Annotated in this window: 26 protein-coding genes; 4 read left to right on the top strand and 22 right to left on the bottom strand. The window is 39.7% G+C overall.

What is annotated here, in order from left to right; all coding sequences use genetic code 11:
- Positions 1-65: 65 nt before the first annotated feature.
- The 13 genes from Q0590_RS23265 to Q0590_RS23205 all read right to left on the bottom strand — a co-directional run bounded on the left by Q0590_RS23265 (position 66) and on the right by Q0590_RS23205 (position 13,033).
- A complete protein-coding gene (locus Q0590_RS23265; protein ID WP_302040016.1) occupies positions 66-2,336 on the bottom strand; it encodes a heavy metal translocating P-type ATPase in 2,271 nt (756 codons plus the stop codon).
- A gap of 221 nt (positions 2,337-2,557) precedes the next feature.
- On the bottom strand, positions 2,558-3,112 hold the full coding sequence (locus Q0590_RS23260) for a helix-turn-helix domain-containing protein (RefSeq protein ID WP_302040015.1): 555 nt from the start codon (positions 3,110-3,112) through the stop codon (positions 2,558-2,560).
- 88 nt (positions 3,113-3,200) lie between these two features.
- Positions 3,201-3,773, bottom strand: a complete 573-nt coding sequence (locus tag Q0590_RS23255; protein WP_302040014.1) for an AraC family transcriptional regulator — start codon at positions 3,771-3,773, stop codon at positions 3,201-3,203.
- 58 nt (positions 3,774-3,831) lie between these two features.
- Positions 3,832-5,865: a copper-translocating P-type ATPase gene (locus Q0590_RS23250; RefSeq protein WP_436714349.1), complete on the bottom strand. Its 2,034-nt coding sequence runs from the start codon at positions 5,863-5,865 to the stop codon at positions 3,832-3,834.
- A 492-nt stretch (positions 5,866-6,357) separates the two neighbouring features.
- The gene (locus tag Q0590_RS23245; protein ID WP_302040013.1) at positions 6,358-7,272 is read right to left on the bottom strand and encodes an alpha/beta fold hydrolase; all 915 of its coding nucleotides are present in this window, start codon (positions 7,270-7,272) and stop codon (positions 6,358-6,360) included.
- A 347-nt stretch (positions 7,273-7,619) separates the two neighbouring features.
- Positions 7,620-8,078 carry a hypothetical protein gene (locus Q0590_RS23240; RefSeq protein ID WP_302040012.1) on the bottom strand — a complete coding sequence of 153 codons (459 nt, stop codon included), beginning with the start codon at positions 8,076-8,078 and terminating at the stop codon, positions 7,620-7,622.
- An 11-nt stretch (positions 8,079-8,089) separates the two neighbouring features.
- Positions 8,090-8,638, bottom strand: coding sequence for a DUF3347 domain-containing protein (locus tag Q0590_RS23235; RefSeq protein ID WP_302040011.1), 549 nt, complete (start codon positions 8,636-8,638; stop codon positions 8,090-8,092).
- A gap of 55 nt (positions 8,639-8,693) precedes the next feature.
- Positions 8,694-8,903, bottom strand: a complete 210-nt coding sequence (locus Q0590_RS23230; RefSeq protein WP_302040010.1) for a heavy-metal-associated domain-containing protein — start codon at positions 8,901-8,903, stop codon at positions 8,694-8,696.
- A gap of 183 nt (positions 8,904-9,086) precedes the next feature.
- Positions 9,087-9,419, bottom strand: coding sequence for a thioredoxin (gene trxA / locus Q0590_RS23225; RefSeq protein ID WP_302040009.1), 333 nt, complete (start codon positions 9,417-9,419; stop codon positions 9,087-9,089).
- A gap of 353 nt (positions 9,420-9,772) precedes the next feature.
- A complete protein-coding gene (locus Q0590_RS23220) occupies positions 9,773-10,213 on the bottom strand; it encodes a DinB family protein (protein ID WP_302040008.1) in 441 nt (146 codons plus the stop codon).
- 216 nt (positions 10,214-10,429) lie between these two features.
- A complete protein-coding gene (locus tag Q0590_RS23215; protein ID WP_302040007.1) occupies positions 10,430-11,305 on the bottom strand; it encodes an RNA polymerase sigma factor in 876 nt (291 codons plus the stop codon).
- Positions 11,306-11,447: 142 nt separating this feature from the next.
- Complete coding sequence (locus Q0590_RS23210) at positions 11,448-12,224, bottom strand: SDR family NAD(P)-dependent oxidoreductase (RefSeq protein ID WP_302040006.1); 777 nt, start codon at positions 12,222-12,224, stop codon at positions 11,448-11,450.
- Between the two features lie 137 nt (positions 12,225-12,361).
- Positions 12,362-13,033 (bottom strand): YHS domain-containing protein, encoded by a 672-nt coding sequence (locus Q0590_RS23205; protein WP_302040005.1) that lies wholly within the window; start codon positions 13,031-13,033, stop codon positions 12,362-12,364.
- Positions 13,034-14,324: 1,291 nt separating this feature from the next.
- Between Q0590_RS23205 and Q0590_RS23200 the strand changes: the two genes are divergently transcribed.
- From Q0590_RS23200 to Q0590_RS23185, 4 genes are all read left to right on the top strand, one after another.
- Positions 14,325-15,104 (top strand): alpha/beta fold hydrolase, encoded by a 780-nt coding sequence (locus tag Q0590_RS23200; protein WP_302040004.1) that lies wholly within the window; start codon positions 14,325-14,327, stop codon positions 15,102-15,104.
- Between the two features lie 132 nt (positions 15,105-15,236).
- Positions 15,237-16,370: a right-handed parallel beta-helix repeat-containing protein gene (locus Q0590_RS23195; protein WP_302040003.1), complete on the top strand. Its 1,134-nt coding sequence runs from the start codon at positions 15,237-15,239 to the stop codon at positions 16,368-16,370.
- A gap of 248 nt (positions 16,371-16,618) precedes the next feature.
- Positions 16,619-17,587, top strand: coding sequence for a zinc-binding alcohol dehydrogenase family protein (locus Q0590_RS23190; protein WP_302040002.1), 969 nt, complete (start codon positions 16,619-16,621; stop codon positions 17,585-17,587).
- Positions 17,588-17,639: 52 nt separating this feature from the next.
- Positions 17,640-18,419: an alpha/beta fold hydrolase gene (locus tag Q0590_RS23185; protein WP_302040001.1), complete on the top strand. Its 780-nt coding sequence runs from the start codon at positions 17,640-17,642 to the stop codon at positions 18,417-18,419.
- Between the two features lie 6 nt (positions 18,420-18,425).
- On the opposite strand, the gene Q0590_RS23180 is transcribed toward Q0590_RS23185, so the two are convergent.
- The 9 genes from Q0590_RS23180 to Q0590_RS23140 all read right to left on the bottom strand — a co-directional run bounded on the left by Q0590_RS23180 (position 18,426) and on the right by Q0590_RS23140 (position 24,696).
- The gene (locus tag Q0590_RS23180; RefSeq protein ID WP_302040000.1) at positions 18,426-19,100 is read right to left on the bottom strand and encodes an alpha/beta hydrolase; all 675 of its coding nucleotides are present in this window, start codon (positions 19,098-19,100) and stop codon (positions 18,426-18,428) included.
- Between the two features lie 71 nt (positions 19,101-19,171).
- Positions 19,172-20,005: a 4,5-DOPA-extradiol-dioxygenase gene (ygiD, locus tag Q0590_RS23175; RefSeq protein WP_302040102.1), complete on the bottom strand. Its 834-nt coding sequence runs from the start codon at positions 20,003-20,005 to the stop codon at positions 19,172-19,174.
- Between the two features lie 141 nt (positions 20,006-20,146).
- Positions 20,147-20,803, bottom strand: coding sequence for an NADPH-dependent F420 reductase (locus Q0590_RS23170; RefSeq protein ID WP_302039999.1), 657 nt, complete (start codon positions 20,801-20,803; stop codon positions 20,147-20,149).
- A 135-nt stretch (positions 20,804-20,938) separates the two neighbouring features.
- Positions 20,939-21,520 (bottom strand): Crp/Fnr family transcriptional regulator, encoded by a 582-nt coding sequence (locus tag Q0590_RS23165; RefSeq protein ID WP_302039998.1) that lies wholly within the window; start codon positions 21,518-21,520, stop codon positions 20,939-20,941.
- An 82-nt stretch (positions 21,521-21,602) separates the two neighbouring features.
- Complete coding sequence (locus tag Q0590_RS23160; RefSeq protein ID WP_302039997.1) at positions 21,603-22,187, bottom strand: 3-keto-alpha-glucoside-1,2-lyase-like domain-containing protein; 585 nt, start codon at positions 22,185-22,187, stop codon at positions 21,603-21,605.
- 233 nt (positions 22,188-22,420) lie between these two features.
- A complete protein-coding gene (locus Q0590_RS23155; RefSeq protein ID WP_302039996.1) occupies positions 22,421-22,993 on the bottom strand; it encodes a PPC domain-containing DNA-binding protein in 573 nt (190 codons plus the stop codon).
- A gap of 62 nt (positions 22,994-23,055) precedes the next feature.
- Complete coding sequence (locus tag Q0590_RS23150) at positions 23,056-23,412, bottom strand: nuclear transport factor 2 family protein (RefSeq protein WP_302039995.1); 357 nt, start codon at positions 23,410-23,412, stop codon at positions 23,056-23,058.
- Positions 23,413-23,468: 56 nt separating this feature from the next.
- Positions 23,469-23,999, bottom strand: a complete 531-nt coding sequence (locus Q0590_RS23145) for a DinB family protein (protein WP_302039994.1) — start codon at positions 23,997-23,999, stop codon at positions 23,469-23,471.
- Positions 24,000-24,021: 22 nt separating this feature from the next.
- A complete protein-coding gene (locus Q0590_RS23140) occupies positions 24,022-24,696 on the bottom strand; it encodes an NADPH-dependent F420 reductase (RefSeq protein ID WP_302039993.1) in 675 nt (224 codons plus the stop codon).
- Positions 24,697-24,747: the final 51 nt, after the last annotated feature.

Raw genomic sequence — 24,747 nt, 5'->3', positions numbered from 1 at the left:
GTAACTATTAAATAAAGAGAAGACTTTTCTTGTATGCCTCAACTCCTTTAAACTTGTTGTTTGACTTACAACTTAACTTTGCGTAAACGTAAGCTATTAGTTACCACAGACACCGAACTCAAAGCCATAGCTGCTCCTGCAATCATCGGATCAAGCAGGAAACCAAAGGGAGGATATAAAATACCTGCTGCTATCGGAATCCCTATGATGTTATAGATAAAGGCCCAGAACAGATTTTGCCGAATGGTTTGTACAGTCTTGCGGGATAATTTTAAGGCTTTTGGAATCTGGTTTAAATCAGAAGTAATCAGTGTCATTTTGGCTACATCCATCGCAATGTCTGAACCTTTCCCCATGGCAATACTTACGTCTGCCTGTGCTAAAGCATGTGAATCGTTGATGCCATCGCCCACCATCGCTACTACTTTACCTTCTCCTTGCAGTTGCTTTATAAAGTCCGCTTTATCTGCCGGCAATACTTCTGCTTTGTAATGGGCTAATCCTACTTGTGCTGCCACTGCTTTTGCCGTCTGTTCATTGTCTCCTGTCAGCATATATACCTCGATACCTTGGCTTTGGAGGTTTTCAACGGCTTGTTTGGAAGTAGCTTTGATACGGTCTGCAATGGCAAATATGGCGAGCACATGTTTGCTGCTGGCAAAGAAGATTACTGTTTTAGCTTCTTCTTGCAAGGCTTTTGCCTGGGATACTATGGAATTACTAAGGGGTACGCTGTAATCTGTTAATAATTTCTTATTACCTACCAAGTAAACCTCATGCTGATAAGTTGCTTTTACGCCTTTTCCGGTAATACTTTCAAATGCAGTTAAAGTAAGGGAATCATTTTCTTTGGTTCTTAATTGTCTTACTACTGCTTCGGCAAGCGGATGTTCTGAACTTGCTTCAATCGCTAATAGTATAGACTCGAATAAAGCTTTATTTGAGTCTTCCACTAACCATATGGCATCAGTTACTTCCGGTTTACCTTCTGTAATAGTTCCGGTTTTATCAAGGACTATAGCATTTACTTTATAGCCTAATTCGAGGCTCTCAGCATCTTTAATCAAAATGTTATTCTCAGCACCTTTCCCCACACCAACCATAATGGCTGTAGGGGTAGCAAGGCCTAAGGCACAAGGACAAGCAATGACAAGAACAGTCACAAATGCGAGTAAGGCATGAGTAAAGGCATTATCTCCACCTAGTACCATCCAGGCAAGTGCACTCAAGATAGCTATTCCAATGACTACCGGCACAAATATGCCGGCTATTTTATCTACCAGTTTCTGCACCGGCGCTTTACTTCCTTGCGCTTCCTGCACCATTTTTATAATTTGCGATAGAATAGTATCGCCACCTACTTTTTCTGCCTCGAATCTAAAGCTACCTTTTTGATTCACTGTTCCGGCAAAAACTTTTTCTCCCTCTTTTTTCTCTACTGGAACTGGCTCCCCGCTGATCATACTCTCATCTACATACGAACTACCCGAAGTTACTTTGCCATCTACAGGAATCTTTTCTCCCGGCCGCACCACCAGCAGATTACCTATACCCACCTGGGCAGTAGGAATTTCTTTTTCTACGCCATTTTCAATAATTCTCACCGTTTTTGGCTGCAAACCCATGAGTTTTTTGATAGCAGAAGATGTATTGGATTTTGCCCGTTCTTCCAACAGTTTGCCCAGCAGGATAAAAACAATAATCATGATGGCTGCTTCAAAATAGACATGAGCATGTAACCCCCGCTCATGGAAGAAATGTGGATTTAAAGTATTGAATAAGCTAAATAAAAAGGCAATACCTGTACTTAAAGCCACTAGGGTATCCATATTGGCTTTACCATGCTGCGCCTGTTTTTTAGCATTTATGTAGAAGTTCCGTCCTAGCCACAACACAGGTAAAGAAAGCACCAGCATGATCCAATTAGCATAAGGCATATCCATAAAAAACATGCCTATCACCACCACTGGTGCTGATAATATAGCTGCCCAGATGGTTTTGCTTTTAAGCTGCTTGTAATGCTTTAGCTGTGCTTCCTGTTGCTTTTCATTCGCATTCTCCTCATCAATGATCAAATCATAGCCAATGGATTGTATGACTTGTTGAAGCTTAGGAAGCGTTACCTGAGAAGGATTAAAATCTACCCAGGCAGTCTGATTGGCAAAGTTTACTCCTGCATCCTTTACACCTTCTTGTGATTTAAGTATAGATTCCACACTCACGGCGCAAGCTGCACAGGTCATTCCTGTTACAGGAACAGTGATCTTATTATCTTTTGCTTTATTTTTAGTGTTCAACCTTGCACTTTTATTTAAGGTTTCTGTAGCTATATTCATAACTCAATATATTTAATGACTTACTATTAATCTAACTATACAAAGTTACTCCTCTACTCTTTCAAACGTTTTACACAATTCCGGATATGATTTATATGATTTTTAGGTATTGACTCAATGAATGCGTTTTTTCCGGACATTCACCAATTAGAAGTATACTAACAGAAAATAAAAAAGCTAAACCTGTTAAAGTTTAGCCCAAGGAATAAATTGTGCGAAGCTTACTTTACTGTTTCTTCTATAGCAACTTGCAATTCTCTAAAATGAGAAGGAGACATACCTGTAATTTTCTTAAACTGATTGGATAGGTGATGTACGCTGCTATAGCCTAATTGAAAAGCAATATCTGTTAAAGAAAAATGGGTGTATTTAAGAAACTCCTGTACTTTTTCTACCCGCTTGCCTATAACATATTGTTCTAACTTAATGCCTTCGGTATTTGAAAAAAGTGTACTTACGGTATCATAATCCATATGAAGGTTTTCGGTAACTAGGGAGGCAAAATTTTTGGTATGGCTTTCACTATTGATAAGCTCATTTTCAATAAGTTCCTTTACCTTGGTTATGATAGTAGATTGTCTGTCTGTTAAAATTTCAAAACCTTCCTCTCGTAGCAATTCATCCAATTTTTTCAAAGCAGAAGCTTCCTTTTCCTGATAAGTAACTTCCCCTAGTTTTATTTTATACACCACCAATCCCTGGCTTTGAAAAATATCTTTTACAATTGATATGCACCGTCTGCATACCATTCCTTTGATTTTTATTGTCTTTTCCATACGAAAACTGTTTTATGGGTATGCTATAAAGATCGTATATACCCTTAGTTTAGCCTTTACACATTTCCGGAAATAGTTTATATAATTTTCATCTTACGTCATCTAAGGAGTTGCGTTTGTCTTCTTTAATCTCTTTGAAGTGGGAAGGAGTTAGCCCTGTCACTTTTTTGAACTGATGGGAAAGATGTTGTACACTGCTATAGCCCAGCTGCCAGGCTATTTCACTTAACGTTAACTCATCGTATACCAGGAGTTCTTTTACGCGTTCTATCCGCTGCAGGATGATGTATTTTTCAATAGTTATACCTTCTGTAGCTGAGAATAAAGAGCTAAGGTACGTATAATCTAACCCTATTTTTTCTTCAATGAGATAGGAGAGCTTTTTATGTTCTTTCGATTCTTGATAATGTATGAGCTCAATTACGGTGCTTTTAATCTTTTCAATTATATGAGATTTTTTATCATCAAGCAGCTCAAACCCATGTTTAGCAAAGACTTCATTAACCTTCTTCTTATCTATTTGCTTGTCACTTTCATGCAGCAGCACTTCTCCCAATTTTACCACCTCCGGATGTAAACCCAGGTTCTCAAGTTCTGTTTTTACCACTTTCATGCAGCGGCTGCACACCATATTTTTTATATGTAGCGTAGCTTTCTCCAAAGTATTTTCAGTTTTAGGTTAAAGACAAAATAATTTTCAAACGGGCGTCACCAAGCTTTTACTTTCTAATTTCTTTTTTCAATAACTGCGCATTGATGGCTACAATGATGGTAGATAAACTCATAAAAACAGCCCCAATTGCAGGTGAAATCATAATTCCCTGGCTATAGAGAACACCTGCAGCTAATGGTAGGGCAACTACGTTATAGGCTGTAGCCCACACTAGGTTCTGGATCATTTTTTTGTAGGTAGCTTTTCCAAATAAAATCAAAGAAGCGATGTCTTTGGGATCACTGTTTACCAGAATAATATCAGCCGTTTCAGCAGCAATATCGGTTCCTGAGCCTACAGCAATGCCTATATCTGCTTGGGCCAAAGCCGGAGCATCATTCACCCCATCTCCTGCCATGGCTACAAATTCTCCTTTTTGCTGCAATTCTTTTATTTTATCCAACTTTTGATGGGGAAGTACCTCTGCAAAAAAACCCTCCATACCTAACTCTTCACTTACACTTTTAGCTACTGTTGCGTTATCTCCTGTGAGCATAATGGTTTTTACCCCATTTGCTTGCAGGGTTTTGATTGCTTCTTTTGATTGCGGCCGGACCTGATCAGCTAAAGCAATAAAGCCAGATAGTTTATCATCTATCAAGACAAACACGACTGTTTCTATAATTTGAGAAGATGCCTTTTCTGGTATAGGTACATTTATTTCCCTTAAATAGCCGGGACTAACCACTTTTATGCTTTTTCCTTCTACCATTGCTTCAATTCCTTTTCCGGTAATGGCATTGAATGCCTGTGCCTGCGGTATGCTTAATGATAATTCTTTTGCTTTTCTAATAATGCCTACAGCTATCGGATGCTCTGAATTTTGCTCTAAAGCAGTGGCTACGCTAAGTATATATCCCCTTGAAAATTGGTCAGAAAGGCTTTCATACCGCGTTACACCAAACTCTCCCGTGGTGAGTGTACCTGTTTTATCAAACACCAGTGTAGTGATTTTACGAGAGTTTTCGAAGGCTGTGCGGTTGCGGATCAATAAACCGTTTTTTGCTGATACGGCAGTAGAAATAGCTACCACTAATGGAATAGCCAGTCCTAGGGCATGCGGACAGGAAATCACCATTACAGTTACCATTCGCTCTAAAGCAAAAGCAAAATCTTTACCTAAAACAAGCCACGTAAACAAGGTGCCAAAACCGGCGGTTAAGGCTACAATAGTAAGCCAGAAAGCGGCTTTATCAGCCAGGCGCTGTGTACTTGATTTTTTATCCTGTGCTTCCCGTACAAGGGTAATTACTCTGGACAGATAGCTATCTGCGCCGGTGCCCTGTACCTGAATTTTTAAAGAACTATTGCCATTAATGGCACCTCCTATTACCGAATCATTTGCCCCTTTTTTCACAGGCTTTGACTCACCTGTTAACATAGATTCATTTAGATGGCCTTCACCCTCTGTAATTACTCCATCGGCTGGTACTTTCTCCCCTGGCTTGATGAGCAAAATATCTCCTTTTTTTACTTCTTCCAGCTTTACATCCATTACGTGATCGCCATGTACTACATGGGCTTCGGAGGGCATCATTTCCACCAGTAGTTCTAAAGCTCGGGATGCACCCATCACTGACTTCATCTCCATCCAGTGGCCCAGCAGCATAATCACAATCAGCGTAGCCAGCTCCCAGTAGAAATCCATGCCTTCTAAGCCAAATACGGTAGCTGTACTGTACAAATAGGCAACAATGATCGCCACACCTATCAAGGTCATCATTCCTGGTGCCTTGGCTTTAATTTCATCTACAAGGCCTGTAAGAAATGGCCAGCCTCCATAAAAGAAGATGATAGAAGAAAGGCCAAATAGTAAATATTGATCTCCCGGAAATGTAAAAGAAAAGCCAAATATATTCTGCACCATCGGAGAAATGATGAGCACTGGAATGGTTAAGGCAAGCGATATATAGAAGCGTTTCTTAAAATCATCAATCATCATAGCATGATGATCGTGTCCATGACCGCCATGTGCCCCATTGGTATGTGCCATTTGGGAATGATCTTGCTGCCTATGCATGGCATGGCCATCACCTTTCATCTCTTTTGAATCATGTCCGTGAAGAGTAGTTTGAGTTAAATCATCTTTCAGCGATTTAACTTCCTCTTTATTCTTTTTTACATTGTCACCTTTGTGATGAGCCTCATGGTTATGCTCCTCTTGAGGTACATGCTCTCCTTGAGAATGATTGTGAGGCTTATGGCCTGGGTGGTGATTATCTGTATTGTCCATCATCTTATGTAGTTTAAATGCCCTTTCTCTCAATGAATAGAAATCCATGGTCAAAAATAGCTTTTATACCACCAATCTCTGTTACACAATTCCTTATATGATTTATATAATTTTTAGGTTCCTTCCTGAAAAGGTAGAAAATCATAAAGCCTTCATTTCATTCGACTTAATGAAATAAAGGCATACTATTTCAGTTTTTGATAATACTGTATAAAGTGAAAAACTGACGAAACTTTATGGCTGTTAAGCAGTAGGCTTTGTTATCAGTTAGCCGAAATCCAGGAAATTAAAAAGAGATATTTATTTACGCGGCACAGTATTGATGAGGAAGTTGCGGATAATTGGGGCAAAAATCCGGGCAAAGTCATCAGCTGTTTGAAGATCCGTTGAGATGGTTACTGGTGCAAGGTGCCCATTTGGGAGAATATGGGCAATATGCTCAGCAAGTGCCGTTGGGTGTCGATCATCAATACCAGGAATAATTAGTGTAGGAACGTCTATGTTTGCTAGCTCGTCAACACTACGAAAAGAGCGATCATGGACAATTGCTGCTGCTGTTGCAATACTTTCTGGATTGGAACGTGGAATGGCTTCCCGTACCATGTTGCCAATGATTGGAGGGAATTTTTCTAGGATGGGTTCCCAAGCTGCCATAATACCTTCAGCCTGAACACGTGCTGCAAATGCGTCAAGAAAAACAATTTCTTCTTCCTTTGCATTATCGTCCTCTATCTCTTCGATGCTTATCAGTACTAAGGCATGCACACGGTCTGGATGTGTAATGGCCGTACGTAGGGCGATGGTTGTACCAAGACCAGCTCCCCCAATAATGGCCTTAGAAGCACCAATATGGTCCAAAAGAGCGATAATGTCATTGGTATACTGGGTCCATGTGTGGAGGCTGGGATCAGTGCAGACAGAGCGGCCATAACCTCTAATGTCTGGTAATATCACTGTGTGGCAGTCAGCGAGTTTTTGTGCAAGTGGCACCATACTATGATGATCTGGCCCTCCGCCGTGTAGCAGGATGAGTACTGTGCCTTCATGAGTACTTTCAGGTGCATTATTGAGCTCTATTGAGGTTGCATGTAGCGGACAGCCATCAATATTATGGTATATAAATTCAGTGATAGTGTATGCACTTTCCTGGTATTTGTTAATATTGTTATGATTAAGATTGGAGGAAGTAATCTCAAAAGGATTGAGGTTTTGCATATGATTAAGGCGGTTTTTGCTATGGTAAAGGGATTCAAGGAGAGGAAGGGTATTACTTCCATTTGTTAAAAATTGCCCTCACCTATTCTTGCTCAATAGTTAGTAACCATTACTAAGCTGTAGAGGAGATTTTAAATAAAATTGGCTTTGGAGAAGTAAATCCCAAGAATAACCTACGTATTAGTTAACCACTTAAAAGAAATCTTAATACATGAATAAATAAAAATGAAGTAAATTTCTAATGTTTTTGAAAATTACTCTTGTGAAACAGAAATTTTGTCCTTCAAAAAATTTGGTTAGCTATAGCTTTATAAATCAACTGTGCTTTAAGCTAAATCAACATTACATTATTGAATTGAGCGTGTTGCTTTGAATTTTTTAAAGCTTTCTTCAGATTCAAAGTAAAACACAGCCCCATCATGGCTAGCAGGATTCAAAGCAATAAAAGCAGTGGCTTTATCTACTTCCTTTCCTGTCAATGGATCAGAGGCATATCTAACTGCTTTATTCGTTTTTATTTTATCTGCGCACATTTCACAACAGCCATAATAGGTTTTATTTTCAAAAGCTACAGGAATTTGTTTTTTATCCATATAGGCGTTATTTACCATGCACACCTGATCTTTGGAGAGTTCTCCTTCCGGAAGCTGAGGGCTATGATTTTGGTCTTCCACCTGCATCACCATTGTGTTAGCATCATTTTGTAATGCCTCACTGTCATTACTTGCCGAAGTACAGCCAAATACAAAAAAAGAAGCAATGACAATAGTAACAAACGTCTTAACTAATAAAATATATCTTCTCATATTGGGTTAAATTATTTTAAAGCTTCTTTTGTGGAGCCGCACGTAAGCATATTATCTCCTAAATAAGGATTTCTGATCTGCTTGCTGTCACTGAGCCAGTAAGCGCCTTGCCCATCTAAAGCCATCGGGCAATGTTGGTAATACACTGTTTCTTCTATTCCGAATGCTTTTACACTTTTATATAAAGCATCATTAAACTGAGCAAAGTACTTCCTTTGCGATTTTAGCTTATTTTCACTTTCTATCTTATCCAAACTGCTATTCAAAAGATTTTGATAGCTCATCCACTCCGCATATGCTTTATCTTTTAACAGAGTCTTGTCTACTTGTGTGAGGGCTTTTTTTACCCCACCTGCAGCTTGCTGTGCTTTCTTTGCATCAGAAGATATTAATGCTTCTTTTAAATGCAGACTGCTCTTATAAAGAGCTGTGAGCTGAGCCTTAAATTGAGGGCTGGCTTGAGTATAAGTAGTTTTTTGTACTGCACCATTGGGCTGTGTCTGCAAGGTAAAAGAGAGCAGGCTAAAACCTGTTAATAGAATCAATATTGACTTAAGCATATGAATAAGTTTTAAAGGTAATGCAGAGCAGGGCAGGAATATTCCTGCCGGCCTTTTACAATTTCTCTGCTTTGAATCCTGCTTGGGTGACAGCCTCTTTAATTGAGTTGACTTTTGCACCATCAGCTATTACTGTTAAGATTTTATCCGGATTTTGAATATTTACTTCCCAGCTTCTTACTCCTTCAAGTTCATTCAGGTGCGGTGTAACTTGAGCAACACAACCCCCACATTTTATATTGGTTTTAAATTGAAATTTGTCCATGGTTTTAATAAATTTTAATTGTTACTTTTTTATAATTACAAAGTTATGGACAGCCTCTGGTATTACCCTTACATAATTTCCGGTAAGATTTATATAATTTTTAGCAGACTGAATTTTACTTAAAAACTTTTATTCTCTACTGTAGAAGTAATTAACTTCTTCTACAGTAGACTCTTCAGCAAATTATACATATTGATTAAGTTTATCTGCCATTACTCTTTTAGGAACGGCACCTACAATTTTATCTACCGGTTTACCATTCTTGAAAAACAGTAGTGTCGGAAGATTTCTGACCCCATACCTGGACGTGATATAAGGGTTCGCATCTACATCCAGCTTGGCAATTTTGGCTTTGCCTGTATACTCTGTAGCAAGCATATCTACAATTGGACTAATGGCTTTACAAGGAGGACACCAGTCTGCACCAAAATCTACTAAAACAGGCGTTGTAGATTGTAATACTTCTTCATCAAAGTTACTATCTGTAACCTCGATTGATTTTGTTTCTGTTACCATAACATTATTACTTTTGTTTACACAATGCAAACATACATACCGATTCATCTTACAGCTTTACAGTTAAACCGGTATTATTTATATAATTTTCAGGTGTATTATCTACTGATAATGCCTTGAAGGCGAATATGGCAAATAGGCTAAGCGTCAGGCAAAACTATGTATCTGTTTCTTTAGCTTAGATAGTAGCCTATCAACAGAGTAAGACCACTACCATTGGTTACTATTTCCACAGCAAGGCCTATACCTAAAAGGAATATTTCATGCGTTCTCTTTTCTGCATGCTCTTATGTGAAACGACAGGCTAATATTTGAAGAGAGTCCGTATTAGGCTGGGTGAAGCTAAAACCGGTTTATTCCAGGATTCGCCTGAGGTAATTCACTTGACCTAAATGGTAAGACAAATGAGCTAATAAGTGCATCAGGAAAAAGCCAGTAGTCATTTTATACCCCAGCACTTCTTCCGGATAGCCCTGCGCTAAGTCTTCCGTCTGCAAAGCTTTCAGACTGGTAATCACTACCGCTTTTGTATGTTCTATTTGCCGAAGTAGCTCCTGCTTAGGAAGGTTCTTGGTAGCAAATTCCGCTTCGCGGTTTCTCACATAAGGCTGCTTACCTAGGGTGTTGCCAATGTAAGTAGATAAGTTTCCTACTAGATGTAATGCCAGATTGCCTGCTGAATTTGGGACGTGGCCGCTCTTTTGCCACAGATGCGCATCCTGCTGAAAAGAGTCAATTTCAGTATGCAATCTCTGAATATCCCTCTCATATAATGTCCTTAATTCTTCTATCATGTATTTATAAAATTTGGGTTTATTGTTACTATTTTCCAGATAACAGCACCATACTCAGCAAGTGAGTTTAGTTGCAATTGAGCAAGCAGAATGATCTTTTCATTAGTCAAAGAGATATGTTTACAGATATTTTTTATCAGAAGCTAATACATAAGTCTTAAAATCTACCACTCTTTAACTTATAAATACAAATACCCTCCTCAAATGAACACACCTTTAGTTAAGCCTAAATAGGTTTTTGATTTCTCTGTCAAGTAGCAGGGAGTCGAGTAGCCTATTTCCGGCATCAGAATGCTCATATGGCTGTTCCATAAAAAATTGGAGGTATTTCCCTTCTATGAGTTGATCCAGCAGGTGGTTGGCTTGTGGAGAAACATTATGCATCTCTTGTATGGTTTGTGTTGTAAATTTCCTGTCTCTAAAGTCAACTTTACCTTCCTGAATAAACCCTTTCGTTTTTTTAGAGCATCGGCAGGGGTTAGCAGGATTAACCAATCCACATTTATTCTCCATGAACTGGAATAAATCTGCTTTTGCTCTCGATAACTGCTGCCTGAAATTCTCTGCCGTTATATTTAATATCCTGGATGCCGAAGCTGATTTTATTTTAAAGATAGCCCCCAGAATAAATACCATTCTTTGCTCCTTATTCAGGCATAGCAGCATTCCTGCCATACAGCGGTTGCGGGTATCAATAATCATGTCGTTATACTTGATGTGTTCTTCATCAGTCATTTCTTCGCTATTATATGCCTGATCTAAAAACTCACCATACTGCTCAAAAGAACTTACCTGTAATTCAGATTTACGCTTTTTGCTCTTTATAAAATGGTTGGCAACAATACGGTAAAGCCAGGTTCTAAAACTACTGTTCCCCTTGAACTGTGTAAGCTTAGTTACCATTATGATTAACACATCTTGTGCAAGGTCAGCTGCCTCATCTTGGTCATGGACAAACTTTAAAGCAATGTTATAAATAAACCGCTGATGGTTTTTAACTAGTTTTTCTAAAGCCTGCCTGGAACCTTCTTTTGCTTGTTTGAGTAGTGATAAATCCTCAGATTCATCATATTTATTTGAAAAGAGTAGCATATTAGAGAAGAATGAAGAATCTGAGATTGATTTATTACTTCACTTTCAGAAGCGTACTGAAAAATACTGTACTAAGGTTTAAATCTCTTTACACAATTACAGCTATTGTTTTCATAATTTTTTGAAACGCTAGCAGAAGCTTCTAATTTCTTCCTGCCATTACTCCCCCATCTACATCCCAATTAGCTCCTGTAACCCAGGAGGCTTCCTCAGAAAGTAAAAAAGCAATAACTTTAGCTACATCCTCTGGTTGTCCGTTTCTGCCAATGGGTTGAAAACTATTAAATCCATGTAAAGCTTTGGCAGCTTGCTCTTTCCCACCAAATACTTTATCATAAACAGGTGTTTGTACAACTGCTGGAGATACAGCATTAACCCGGATATTATATTCGCTTAACTCCATAGCCAGGTGTTGTGTAAGGGCATGTAAACCTGCTTTTTGCATAGAATAGGCTGAAGAAGGGGTAGCTTTTACTGCTTGTTTAGCCCACATAGATCCAACATTAACAATAGCTCCGCCTCCGTTTTGTTTCATCTTTTTAACTATGGATTGAGTAATAAAAAAGAAGCCTCTGTTTAAATCCAGATAGGAGTTATAGTCTTCAAGGGTATGATCTAAAAAAGGTTTTGGAGCAAAAATACCTGATGCATTTACCAGGTAATCTATCCTGCTAAAGTTTTGGTTAATAGTATTGGCAAAGAATTTTACTCGATTAAAATCAGCAATATCTACCTGATATCCTTCTACTTCTCCATAAGAATTTAATTCAAGAACAACTGTATCAACTTTGGTTTGATGTTTACCAATAATATGCACAGTAGCCCCATTTTCGAGTAGTATTCTGGCTGCAGCTTTACCGATACCACTTGTGCCACCAAGGATAATGGCGATTTTTCCTTTGAAAGATTGTATTGTCATGGTCTGATAGTTTTAAAGTTTACCTATTCGACCTGAGTTGAAAAAACTGTGACAGAAATTTACTAACTCGATTGAAAATATTTTTAGTGGTGCTCCCTTTCTATAACTAAGGAACTAAGGCAACTTCTAACCTAAATTCAACTACCAATAGTTTCATCTTCATGCGCTGAAGCAAAGTCTTTAGGTGAAGAGACAAAAAGAGTTTGGCACTCGCCAGAACAGAAATAATACATCTTCCCTTCATGCTGGCAATGGATAGCTTGGTTGGGCAACACAAGCATTCGACAGACCGGATCAATATGTGGAGGTAGTAAGTGGGGTTCAGCCTTAATTTCAAAAAGCTCTATCTTAGTTCTCAAGTTCTTAAATGATACCTCTCCCAAACATGTAAATTCGATATTCGATGCCTCTGCAACTTCTTTAATGATGGAGGCAGAACAAAGAATTTGGCCTCCTTTAGAGATGGAAGCTATTCTGGATGCTAGATTGATGGCTGTTCCAAAAAAAGAGCCATTCCGTTCTAACAGATCACCTATATGTATTCCAGCATGGATGGCTAGAAAGTTATTCTCTTCATTTGCAAGCTGACGCAGTCTAAGCGCTGTTTCCACCAAGTCACGGGCTATTTCTGCTATAATAACTACCTCATCTCCAACACGTTCCACAAGCCTGCTCGATCCTGTCAATGAATTATTTACTATTTGGAGATACTTATCCACTATCTGGGCAGCGGAAAAGCTTCCATGTGCTTCGGTTAAAGCAGTATAGCCGGCCAAGTCTGCTACTAATATGGCTAGTTTTCTTTCCATAACCTGCTTTTCTAATTTAATAAATGTAGTGTTGTTACTTTATTTTTTTTAGAAATTAGAATAATTTCCTGAATTTTCACAATACTTAAAACTTAAATATTAGTTGCCCTGAAGTTTTAGAATTAGTATCACAGGATAAATTTTCTAAGTAAAAATATTTAAGAATTGTCTACTCCTGCTTTCTTTAGGATATATTAGATTGGAATTAGTATTTTAGCACCTCCCCTTTTGTGCTCAAGTAGGGATAAATCACGCATGTGCCCTTTCAACACCATTGCCTAAAATAGTAAGAATCGGTTCTTTTTCTCGATTTGCATTTTGATTATCATAAATTCCTGCCCACTTGATCCCAAATTGGGAATGTTGGATGTACCAATAAATCCTGTTGCGCTAGTACTCGAATCCATTCATAGGTTCCTTCTGTCCAATGAATTTGGAATAGAAATCCTGTTTTCTGGTAATGGTTTGTTGTGAATAGTAAAGAAAATAATGGTAGTATATTCCGATTTAGCTATCTACCCTTACAGCACTTAGTGAATGTAGTTAGTAGAAAAATTAGATCATTTTTAAAGTTAATAGCGAAAAGCCAAATAACACCCCTTTTCAATTTTAAAAAAAATCTCAAAAAAATCTCTGCATTTTGGGTACTGAAAATTTTAAAAACAAAAAACCGCCAAATTTGCGAAATTTAGCGGTTTTTACTGAGCCCCCAGTTGGAATCGAACCAACGATCTATTGTTAAAAAGGAAGCCGCTTGTCTGCTGTCAATCAATTACTTAAATACCACAGGCCTGAAATAGGTCCGACAACTAATTTTTAAATTAGCTTTTTTAGCACTTTTCGCTAGAAAAAAAATCAACTAAAGGTATGAAGTTGTATACAAGCAGTACCCCTTGAAAGATAGCTCCTCCCCCACTTTCTTATTTCCCCAATCAAAGGTAACAAGAGCATATATAATAGAAATGACCGACTATAAACTGAATCTTGTAAATGAAAACCTGATCAATAATTTACCAAGTTTTATAGGCTCTGTTCTTGCTTTGATGCCTACAGAATTTTTTGTTGAGATACCCATTCGTTCTCAGGCGAATTGTGTATGATACTGCTCTACCCTTAAACTATCTTAAGGGTATTTCTTAAACTATCTTATAGGTCCAGTCGCTACCGTGTGTCTAATTTTGCATTGAAATTAAGCAATGCACGAATGAAAACGAGGTTACTCTTCTTTTTTTTATTGATTTTTTCCACAGCTTTTAGCCAGAATCCGCCTTCTGAGTCAATTCGACGCTTTATGCAGAAGGCCCCCTCACCGCCTCATGCGATACCCTATGGTAATAATCCCAAAGCAGGCCACTATGTAAAGGCAGGGGATGCACGAATCTATTATGAGCTGTATGGGAAAGGCAAACCATTTGTTATTCTCCATGGTGGAATTTTTGGGTCGACCTATGAAATGGCTCATTTTATTGATAGCCTCTCTAAGACTTATCAAGTAATTGCTATATCCACACGGGGGCATGGAAAATCCCAGCTGGGAACCAACCCAATTACCTATGAACAAAAGGCCAATGATGTACTGGCGGTAATAAAGGCGGTAACCAAAGACAGTGTCATGGTCTTAGGCTTTAGTGATGGAGGATATGCTGGTTTTAAGCTAGCCAGCATGTACCCGGAAAGAGTAAAGAAACTAATAGCTATTGGTGCAAGCGAGTTATACCCTGGTGTACGCAAGTTTGAGTTTGATGCCAAGCAGGCAGTAGCTTTAGACAGCTTGTATTGGAAGCAGCAATTTACATTGATGCCCGAGCCACAAAGGTTACAGGAAATGTTCAGTAAGCTAGGTGGTATGTATAATCGTCTTACTGTTGGAAAAGAACTGTTTACTACTATCAAATGCCCCGTTCTAGTGATGGCAGGCGATCGTGACCCCTCCAACCCGGTTGATCGTGTAGTGAACACGTCACAAATGATACCTAGTAGTCAGCTTAGCATTGTTCCTAATGGCACACACGGTGTTTTCTTAGAGAACTTTCCGGCTGTTTGGACAAGCATAGTGCCTTTTCTAAAGTAATACTAGTAGGCCAATACTGCATGCAAAGCTGGGAAAGGGTGCAATTTAAAAAGATCACTTTGGCAAATGTATAGATACCCTTTCAAAAGTAAATGAGGAATAATCATTCATAAATAATTCAATTCAACATACATGATGGATAGAAGACAAACTCTTCGAAGTATACTAATCCTGTTGGCCGGGATATTTGTATTCTCGTCTAATTTCTCTTTCGGACAAGGAAATTATAATACTGCTTCCATACCAAAAGATGGGAATATGTATATAAATCCAGAGTTTGGGAAGGATATAAATAGTGGTACAAAAGAGAGTCCCCTCCAATCATTGCATGAAGCAGCCCGTAGGATTAATCAAGCCAATGGGAAAGGAGCTATTACTATTTTTCTTTCTGAAGGGATTTATAGCCTAAATGCAACGGTTACCTTTCACCCGGTAAACTGGTGGTTCTCACAAACAGATAGGCTAACCATCCAGGCAGAGGTTTTACCAGACGATGCCGAGTGGAATCCTGCCAAAATGCCGGTTATCGTGTCCACTATGCCACTCAATTTCAAACCTTATGGAAATGAAGACCCATTTAAAGGCGCTTCCTATGGTATTCAGATTGAAACCAGTCATGTAACTATTCAGGGGTTGCGAGTGCTGGGAACACCCATTCATGAGAAGCCTGCCGAGGGATTTGTTAGAAGGAACTATCCGATTGTACGAGAAGGCCGCAACCTAGATGACCTGAGGATTACACAATGCCTATTTATTGGCGACAGACACGCTATTCCCAACCACGTTGCCATTCTTGCCAGCGGCCATGGGGTTGTTGTTGACCACTGTGTTTTCTATAATGTGAAAGATGCAGTCGTTTATTGGTTTTCAGACCGTCCTGCAGAGCGTTGTGAAATGCATCATAACTTGGTAGTAGGCAATTATGGAGCTGCCGTATGGACATGGTCTGCCGCAGAAGATTTTAAGTATTACAATAATATAGTAGCTAGTGCCAATATTTTTTGGGTATTAAATAAAGATGAACAAGCCTCATTCAAGCTATCAAATTCATTGCTTATAGGCTACAATGAACTAGTTAATAAAGGAGGGGGACCACATAATTTTGGAGTGAAAGCTGACCCGAAAAAATTAAAATTTGGAACCGATGTAATTATCAAAAAAGAAGGTAAGGTAGAAATAGAGGAAGACCAGACGAAGCGAAACTATCTTCACCTAAAGCCAGGCACACTGGGCTCTAATCTAGGAGCCGGATTATTTACCAAGTAATCTAACCAGGCATCTTCTGTATCAACTTATATAAAGGGACAGCAATCCTATTGCTCAGATGGGTAAACATGCATGTGTGCACTATTAAAGTAAACTACTCTATTACCCAAATAGGGCAGAAAGCATGCTTTAAGCCAGTCCATATGTTTTTTGACCGAGAGCACTCTTTTGCCGCTGTGCTTTGGCAAAAGAGTGTATAGATCACAAGTATTTTCCCGTTAAAGGGCTTATAAATTAACCTATTTCTTATGAAAGCTGCTGTGTTATATAACCCTGGCGGGGCAGAAAATTTCAAACTGGAAGAAAGGCCGGTACCTACTCCAGGGGAAGGGCAGGTATTAGTGAAAGTGAAAGCCTTTGGCCTAAACCGCTCAGAACTCATGACCCGTAAGGGATTATCGCCTAATGTGCGATTTCCAAGGGTATTAGGCATTGAATGTGTAGGGGAAGTGGAAGCTGACCCTTCAGGTGAATATAAGAAAGGTCAGCAGATCGCTGCATGCATGGGAGGTATGGGCAGAGAGTATGACGGGAGTTATGCCGAGTATACCGTTCTCCCCAAATACATTCTCTATCCCTTTCACAGCAAGCTTTCTTGGGAGCAGCTCGGAGCCATTCCGGAAATGTTTCAGACCGTACATGGTTCACTCTATTTGTCGCTTCGCATTCAGAAGGATGAAACCTTATTAATACGGGGCGGCAGCTCATCTATTGGCATGCTTGCTACGCAGATGGCTAAAAACGCAGGAGTTACTATAATTGCTACCACTCGAAACCTTCAGAAAGAATCTTTGCTTCTATCCAATGGAGCCTCGTATGTACTCATTGATAATGGCCATCTGGCACCAGGGGTGAAAGGGATTTTTCCAGAAGGCGTAGATAAGGTGCTCGAACTCGTGGGTACACTAACCCTGCAAGATTCTTTAGCCTGTGTTAAACCTGGGGGAGTAGCTTGTATGACTGGCATGTTATCCGAGCAATGGTCCATTCCCGATTTTGCCCCCATGGAGTTTATACCGGCAACCGTTCATCTGACAATCTATGATAGTGGACAAATCAGAAGTTCTATCGGGGATTTTCAAGCATTCATCCAAACGGTGGAGTCAGGCCAAATAAAACTTTCTATAAGTCAAGTCTTTAGCCTAGACGATATTGCTCAAGCGCATCAATTGATGGAAAGTAATACGGCAGGCGGGAAAATTGTGGTTCTAAGTTAGTTAGTAAGATTTCCAATTTTCTCCATTAGCCCAACTAATTTCATTATACACTATGCAAGAGGAGTATGTTTACATAGGAGATAATCAATTAATGGTTGCTCGCTCGAACCCATGGGAAGGTAGGCCAACTATTATTTTCTTGCATGATTCTTTAGGTAGCATCAAGTTATGGCGAGACTTTCCTAGCAAATTAGGTGAAGCTACTTGCTGTAACGTGCTTGTGTACGACAGGCAGGGCTACGGCAAATCGGGTCCTTTCATCAGTAATAATAGAATGAATAATTATCTGGAACTAGAAGCAGATATAGTATACCTGTTAATCAAACAATACGCAGTTAAGCAAGCCATCTTATTTGGCCATAGTGATGGGGGGTCTATCGCCTTAATTACTGCTGCAAAATACCCCTCTCCTATACTAGGCGTTATTACCGAAGGCGCACACATATTTGTAGAAGATATCACCCTACAAGGTATACGGGAAGCAGTAAAAACCTACCAAACGACGAACTTAAAGGAGAGATTAGAAAAATATCACGGAGATAAAACAGATGCCCTAGTCTGGGCATGGGCAAAAACCTGGTTAAGTGATGAGTTCAAAAGCTGGAATATCGAACATTTCTTACCGGAGATTCAATGCCCGGTGTTAGTCATCCAGGGAGAAAAAGATGAGTATGGCACACTCCACCAGGTAGAAGGCATTACTAGCCAGGTAAGTGGGGTAGCCTTCCAATTCATCGTGCCCCAGGTAGGACACACCCCTCACAAGGAGGCCGCCCAGGAGACGCTTACAAAAGCGGCAGAGTTCATTATGAAAACGCTATATTTATTTTAACACAAATTATTTAAGCCAATCAATCATATCTTCTAATACCACCTCATTGATTTGATGGCCAAGTTGATACTCATGATAGCTTACAGGTAATTTTAAGTCAAGAAGGTATGCTTGTGCCCCTCTAGCGTAATGAATAGGTAAGGTATTGTCCAATAGGCCATGTGCCACAAATACTTTCAATCGCCCAAACTCCTCACGCTTCTTTACAAAGGGTTTGATTTCATCAAGTACCCTACCACTGAGCGCGATAATGCCATTCACTTCTTTGGGAGTTGTCAGGCCTATACTATAACTCATGATTGCTCCCTGACTGAATCCACCCAGGTAGACTTCTTCTAGAGAGTACTTTTGCTTTATTTGCCTAATAAACATTCGAATGAGATCTCGGCTATAAGCTTCTTGCCCAGCATTAATAACGGGTTTACCGGTAGAAAAATCAACTCCGTACCAGGCGTATCTACCTGGACCTGCTGAAAAGGGACCTCTCGGCGAAAGTATCCAAAAATCACCTGGTAACTGCTGGGCGAGCCTAAATAAGTCCTCTTCATTGCTACCTACCCCATGAAGCAGAATAATGGCTTTCCCTTTTCCGGCTTTTGCTGTTGGCTCCCGGACTAGGTAAGATAATTCGGTTTCATCCCTTGTCGTAGAAGCCGTATTTTTTATCATGGTTGTTTTCATAGAAAAGCTTATTGCTGTAAATAAATAGATAGAAATAAAAGGTATTAACAAATACTTCATCTAAGTGCTTGTTATCCGATTTTTATAGATGTCATGGTAAGTGATCCTCCCACTGCTTTATCATTAAAGAAAGATACTTTGTCCTTCGCATTTTTTAAGCCAAGTGTATACATCAGGGGTAGGTAATGTTCTGGAGTAGGGATAGCAAGTAATGCTTCCTTGCCCAAACTACTGTACTCGATTAATGGCTTATGGTCTCCTGCTGTGATCAACTCCTTAAACTTGTTATTGATATTCACTGCCCAATCATACCCATAGTTTGAGTCATTGAGTCTGTCCCAGGCTACCATGCGAAGATTATGCACCATATTACCACTTCCCATAATTAACACTCCTTTCTTTCGTAAAGCATACAACTCTTTGGCTAGCTCATAATGATACTGTGGGCCTTTGGTGAAATCAATACTCAATTGCAGCACTGGAATCTTCGCTTCCGGATACATGTGTCTGACTATGGTCCAAGTACCATGATCCAGTCCCCAGTCGTGATCTAATTCTACATGGGCGGAATGAAGCAACTGAGCAGTTTCTTTGGCCAGTGCAGGATGTCCAGGTGCCGGGTATTGTACAGCAAAAAGCTCTTTGGGAAATCCTCCAAAATCATGAATTGTTTGGGGAAAGTCCATAGCCGTTATCTTCGTACCTTTAGTGAACCAGTGAGCCGATACCACCAGTACAGCCGTTGGCGTAGGAATTTCCTTTGCCATTTGGGTCCACCTACGGCTGAACTGGGTGTCTTCAATGCCATTCATAGGTGAGCCATGACCAACAAATAATACAGGCATCAACTCTTCTTGTTCTTTCAATTCGCTTGTAAAGCGAATAAATGATGATAAACTTGTCATACCTATTACTCCCACTAAAATTGATTGTATAAATTGTTTGCGCTCCATAATTTACAGGGTGTTTATTGCTCATAAATCCTATTTTATCCTTTCCATAACTAAAATTGTAGCAAGGGAAAATATTTCTCTCACTTACAACTGTTAATTATGTAAGACTTTCCAGCCTGCTACCCAGTTATAATTGTATTTGATAGTTAATCCTATTAACAAAGCGGCCATGTTTTCCAGTGTTCTGCTAACTGGTAACTCACCGGCTATAATTGGATTAAAGCCTGATGTACTGACTAGCTCCGAAACAGTTTGTAGCGCTTGCCCATCGTTTCCTGCAATGAAAGCATCTACTTGTTTACCGGCAATGACAGGGGATGAAAAATCAGCAGCAAACGTCGTATTAAACGCTTTTACTACTTTTGAATCTGGCAACAGCTTTTGCAATTCTTCTGCAGCACTCGTGTCAGGAGAGGTCACTAGTCCAGAGTAGGTTTCATTCAACGGATTTGAGATGCTGATTACGATTTTATTGCTAGCTATACCTTTAATTCTTTGGGCTACTTCCTTTTCAGCCCCATACGGAAGGGCCAGAATGATCACATCGGCTTCCCAACTTGCATTGGCCGAATAATCGAATGTTTTCACATTGGCAGCAGGATTACCTTTCTTAATATCCCCTAGTACCGCCCCAAGTTTAGTCTCGTCTTTGGCATTAAGCAGTAAATGATAGTTTCCTTTTGAAAGACTTTTTGAAATGGCAGAGCCCATATTTCCGGTGGCTCCAATCACAGCAATGGTTGTTGACATAGTTGTAACGCGTTTAAAATGTTCTTTTTATTTATGTTACAAAGATACCATCGCCTGATAGGAAAAAACGATGACCTAGTACAACAAGGAAAGTTATACTAGGTCAATTATGTTCGGTTGAAAGTGTTAGCCAAGTTATTTTTGATGAGCTTTCCGGTTCAGCAGCCGGCTTAAGAAGGCAGGGGTAATACCCAGGTAAGAAGCGATCATATGTTGGGGAACACTTTGAATGATTTGGGGGTAAGTGGCAATGAGTGCTGCGTATTTTTCCTCAGCCGTTTGGCTTAAGCTACCTTCTAGTCTACGGTGAGTAGCAATGTAGTTCTTTTGCAGCAGCTGGCGGAAATAGCGCTCCATTTTGGGTACTTGTTCAAACAACTGCTCTTGGGAATGCCCATCTAACAATAATACCTGGGAGTCTTCTAATGCTTCAATTGTATAGATACTAGGCTCCCCGGTGAGAAAACTAAACATATCTGATATCCACCACCCTGGTAAGGCAAACTGAATAATATGTTCTGTTCCTCTAGAATCCACTGTGAAGGAACGGAGTAATCCCTCTTCTACGAAAGCTAAGTATTTGCACACTTCCTGCTGCTGTAATAAGTAGTGTTTTTTACGAACAGGCTTGGAAAGAAAAGCACCCTGGCAAACAGTCCACTCGTCAGATGTAAGGGTAACATACTTGCTGATATGCTGCTGTAAGTGATGATACATAGAGTTATTGGGATAAGCGTCCAAGGATACTACGTATGCTGCAGGGGTGGGTTCACACTTAATTCATTCTAGCAAAACAAGATTAATCTTTAGCTATTTTCAGATCAGTGAAATAGCCTTCTGTTCCTACATCCACCCATAAGCCAATAGCTCCTGTAGCATTCGCACCAAGCTTCAGATCATTCACGATCAAGGAGGGCTGCTTATTATCGTTTAAATAGAGTTTGGCTTGTGGCCCGTTTACGACTATTTTCATAGTAATCCATTCATTCAAGACCATGTCCGCATAGGATTCATACTTCTCTGGGGATTCTTTTCTAAGCCGGTCAAATTTGTTGTCAGGATAAGAGTAATACTGAATGGAATGGTTGCGCCTCACCTGGTCTTCTGCTCTCCCATTGGTCGGGCGAATATAAATACTCTCATATTTGGAATTACCTTCATTGATGCGAAATGCAATACCAATAAACCCGCGGGCAAACTCAGGTGCATTCTTTAGCAGTCGGCTCAGCACCTTTACCTCGATGGTTCCATTCGAAAAGTCAATTCCTTTAATCTTGACAAAGGTAGGTTCGTCAACCTCTTTTACAGTAGAGTCTTTGATCACTTTTACTGCCTCTTTGCCCATTACTTTCTCCATGGACATCGATACCTGTACCGGCTCCAATCTTGTATTCTCAAGCTTTACAGTTTGAGAATACAATGCTGTTGAACCAAGTAGAAAGCAACTTAGGATTACGAATATGATACTTTTCATCATTTCATTTTTTATTTAAAAGAGTATACTGTCTAGATCAGTTTGTAAGCATGGTTTCAGAATTTGCATTGGAAAGAGACTGTTTGAAAGAAGCCTCTTTCTAAAAACACTCAACCATTCAAAGTCATTTATAGCTAGCAGGTTTATTTATCCAGCGATGGATCAATCACTCCGGCATTAAATTCAGGATTGAGTTTTTTATATAAAGGCGTTGGCTCCACTATAACAAACACCTCTAAGGTAGGCCCAACAAACAACTCAAGCAGGTGGCCGCCGCGGCTGATACCATCTGAAGTAGAAACGTTTAGGTGTGTATGAGCCACTGGTTTGCCATTATATAGGGCTACATCACCGGTAAGCGATGAAACCTCTGATGGTTCACTAATAGGGATTACTTTAAACATTTTACGCTCGTAGTCATACCACCCCACTTTGGCAGAGGTAGCATCACCAATAGCTGAATAGTGGGCACTCTTTACATTATATTTTTGAGCAAATTCTGTTAAGCCTGATACTACCTCATCTCCCTTTGCAAATATGAGCACATAGGTTTTCGTTTCCCCATTGGTACTCAGCAGCTTCACTTTTACACCCGGTGACCTACCTGTTTGGACAGGAGTAGTCGGAGATACATATTCCTGTGCTTGGGTAGTTACCCCTACACAGGCTAGAAGTACTAGGGAAGCTACAATGCTTTTGATGAACTTTGCTTTCATAACGATTACTTTAGTGTTTTATCAAAGATTTTCTAAGATTTCTGCTTATTGCCACTTTGTGCTTAGTTAGCAAGAATGTAAGCAGCCACCGTGTGCAGCCGTATTTTATCCCCTTCCAAGAAAAACGAATCGGTTCCCAAAGGGATTTTAGCAATATTAGATTCACTTGTCCATAGAATATAAGCGGCATTGCCTGCAACAAGTAGTTGCTTCATTTCAAATGCTGAACCTGTTGGAATAGTTACAAAATAATCTGCAAAAAACTTTCGTATAGCAGCTAGCCCCTTCAAAGCTCCATCAGGTGTTAGTACAACCGATTCTTCTGTATAATCTTTCATTATCTCGGTGAGATCATTATTGCCAAAGGCTGTTAGGTGATGATTCACTATTTGTTTTGTGAGTGTTTCGCTAGCTGTCATGTGTTTCGTGTTTTATTTTATTAAATGAATGAAGCCCAGCTTCATTTATATTAGAATTAGAATAGTTTTTCCTGCGGTGGTTTCACTCCTGCTAGTCGCAGATAAACCGTTGTTTGCCCCCTATGATGTGTCTGATGCTCAAAAAGCTTGGTCAGGGCCGTACCTTTACTCATATCAAACTGTCCGAATAATTTGATTTGTTCGCTTAGTTGAGCTGGTGTCATTTTCTTTACATTGTTGATCACAAAATCATAGCCTGCCATCACCTGCTTTGTTACATTGGCTTTGGACTTATCGGCTGTCTTTTCTGATTCTCCTTGGCCTATTGGGCTTTTTGCACCGGTTGCCGCGGAGGCAAAGCCATAATTACCATCTGTCAGATGGAGCATTTGCTCGGCAAATGAACGCATGTCAGGCGTAGGTTTGGAGGCATATCCTGACTCAGGCATGGCATCCAGATATTCTTTGGTATAGGCTTTGGCTCTTTCCCATTCTTTTACCATTGTTTCAATGGATGTTTGTGCCTGAGCAAAATGGATAGTGCCTAAAATGAAACCTAGAGTAGTGAAAAATTGGATAGTTTTCATGCGTAGATTAATAAGGATTAGATTAGTTAGTTAAAGGTTGTTTTACATATGCTTTTATTCCGGCCTGAGCCATCGTAACAGTTTTGCCTAGTGCGCCAAATTCATGCAAGTCGCCAAATACTTCTATGCGGATAGATTGTTCTATTCCTCCAATTTGTAAAGGGTCAAAACCTGTATCCCGAATCAGTTCTTCCACTTGCTGATTACTACTCCTATCAATGCTAGCATAAAACAGCACTGCCCGTTCCGGTGATTGGAAAGCAGCTTTTTCTAAAGAGGCTGCTCCGAGTGTACCTAAGGCTTTTACTAGCTTTGCATCTTTTGGCAGCATTGCAGAAAGGATCTCTCCGGCTGATTCTTTTTCACCTATTTTCTTGACAAAACCTCCCTTGCCATCCGGTGCAATGGGATTGGAAGGATCTATGATGATCTTGCCTTGAAGCTCTGAAGCATAGGTAACTAGTATTTCCTTGATGGCATCAAACCAGATTGCCAGTACAATGATATCTGCTTTTTTAATAGCCGCCGAGATTTCCATAGGCTGAGCCAGGGCTCCTAACTTTTGGGAAAGTTCTTTTGCTTTGCCTACGTTTCTGTCAGCTAGAATAACACTACGGTTTCCTTTTGTAAGATTGGTGGCAAGTATCCTGCCGATCGTACCTAGTCCAATAATGGCCACCTTTGCTTTCGTTTGCATATTGTTCTTTTACTTATTAAAGTTGATTGAATAACGATGCAAAGTTGGACT

It is taken from the genome of Rhodocytophaga aerolata, from assembly GCF_030503435.1.
GTDB lineage: Bacteria > Bacteroidota > Bacteroidia > Cytophagales > 172606-1 > Rhodocytophaga > Rhodocytophaga aerolata.
Note: the sequence above shows the minus strand (reverse complement) of the source record. Positions and strands in the feature narration are given on the sequence as shown.

Coding starts and splice junctions, on each gene's coding strand:
- Q0590_RS23145 (WP_302039994.1), bottom strand. CDS start 23,999: ATGAAAACTATCCAATTTTTCACTACTCTAGGTTTCATTTTAGGCACT.
- Q0590_RS23140 (WP_302039993.1), bottom strand. CDS start 24,696: ATGCAAACGAAAGCAAAGGTGGCCATTATTGGACTAGGTACGATCGGC.
- Q0590_RS23230 (WP_302040010.1), bottom strand. CDS start 8,903: ATGGACAAATTTCAATTTAAAACCAATATAAAATGTGGGGGTTGTGTT.
- Q0590_RS23195 (WP_302040003.1), top strand. CDS start 15,237: ATGATGGATAGAAGACAAACTCTTCGAAGTATACTAATCCTGTTGGCC.
- Q0590_RS23165 (WP_302039998.1), bottom strand. CDS start 21,520: ATGTATCATCACTTACAGCAGCATATCAGCAAGTATGTTACCCTTACA.
- ygiD (WP_302040102.1), bottom strand. CDS start 20,005: ATGACAAGTTTATCATCATTTATTCGCTTTACAAGCGAATTGAAAGAA.
- Q0590_RS23210 (WP_302040006.1), bottom strand. CDS start 12,224: ATGACAATACAATCTTTCAAAGGAAAAATCGCCATTATCCTTGGTGGC.
- Q0590_RS23235 (WP_302040011.1), bottom strand. CDS start 8,638: ATGCTTAAGTCAATATTGATTCTATTAACAGGTTTTAGCCTGCTCTCT.
- Q0590_RS23245 (WP_302040013.1), bottom strand. CDS start 7,272: ATGCAAAACCTCAATCCTTTTGAGATTACTTCCTCCAATCTTAATCAT.
- Q0590_RS23260 (WP_302040015.1), bottom strand. CDS start 3,112: ATGGAAAAGACAATAAAAATCAAAGGAATGGTATGCAGACGGTGCATA.
- Q0590_RS23265 (WP_302040016.1), bottom strand. CDS start 2,336: ATGAATATAGCTACAGAAACCTTAAATAAAAGTGCAAGGTTGAACACT.
- Q0590_RS23220 (WP_302040008.1), bottom strand. CDS start 10,213: ATGATAGAAGAATTAAGGACATTATATGAGAGGGATATTCAGAGATTG.
- Q0590_RS23250 (WP_436714349.1), bottom strand. CDS start 5,865: ATGAAAGGTGATGGCCATGCCATGCATAGGCAGCAAGATCATTCCCAA.
- Q0590_RS23150 (WP_302039995.1), bottom strand. CDS start 23,412: ATGACAGCTAGCGAAACACTCACAAAACAAATAGTGAATCATCACCTA.
- Q0590_RS23205 (WP_302040005.1), bottom strand. CDS start 13,033: ATGGAAAGAAAACTAGCCATATTAGTAGCAGACTTGGCCGGCTATACT.
- trxA (WP_302040009.1), bottom strand. CDS start 9,419: ATGGTAACAGAAACAAAATCAATCGAGGTTACAGATAGTAACTTTGAT.
- Q0590_RS23155 (WP_302039996.1), bottom strand. CDS start 22,993: ATGAAAGCAAAGTTCATCAAAAGCATTGTAGCTTCCCTAGTACTTCTA.
- Q0590_RS23200 (WP_302040004.1), top strand. CDS start 14,325: ATGCAGAAGGCCCCCTCACCGCCTCATGCGATACCCTATGGTAATAAT.
- Q0590_RS23185 (WP_302040001.1), top strand. CDS start 17,640: ATGCAAGAGGAGTATGTTTACATAGGAGATAATCAATTAATGGTTGCT.
- Q0590_RS23190 (WP_302040002.1), top strand. CDS start 16,619: ATGAAAGCTGCTGTGTTATATAACCCTGGCGGGGCAGAAAATTTCAAA.
- Q0590_RS23240 (WP_302040012.1), bottom strand. CDS start 8,078: ATGAGAAGATATATTTTATTAGTTAAGACGTTTGTTACTATTGTCATT.
- Q0590_RS23215 (WP_302040007.1), bottom strand. CDS start 11,305: ATGCTACTCTTTTCAAATAAATATGATGAATCTGAGGATTTATCACTA.
- Q0590_RS23170 (WP_302039999.1), bottom strand. CDS start 20,803: ATGTCAACAACCATTGCTGTGATTGGAGCCACCGGAAATATGGGCTCT.
- Q0590_RS23180 (WP_302040000.1), bottom strand. CDS start 19,100: ATGAAAACAACCATGATAAAAAATACGGCTTCTACGACAAGGGATGAA.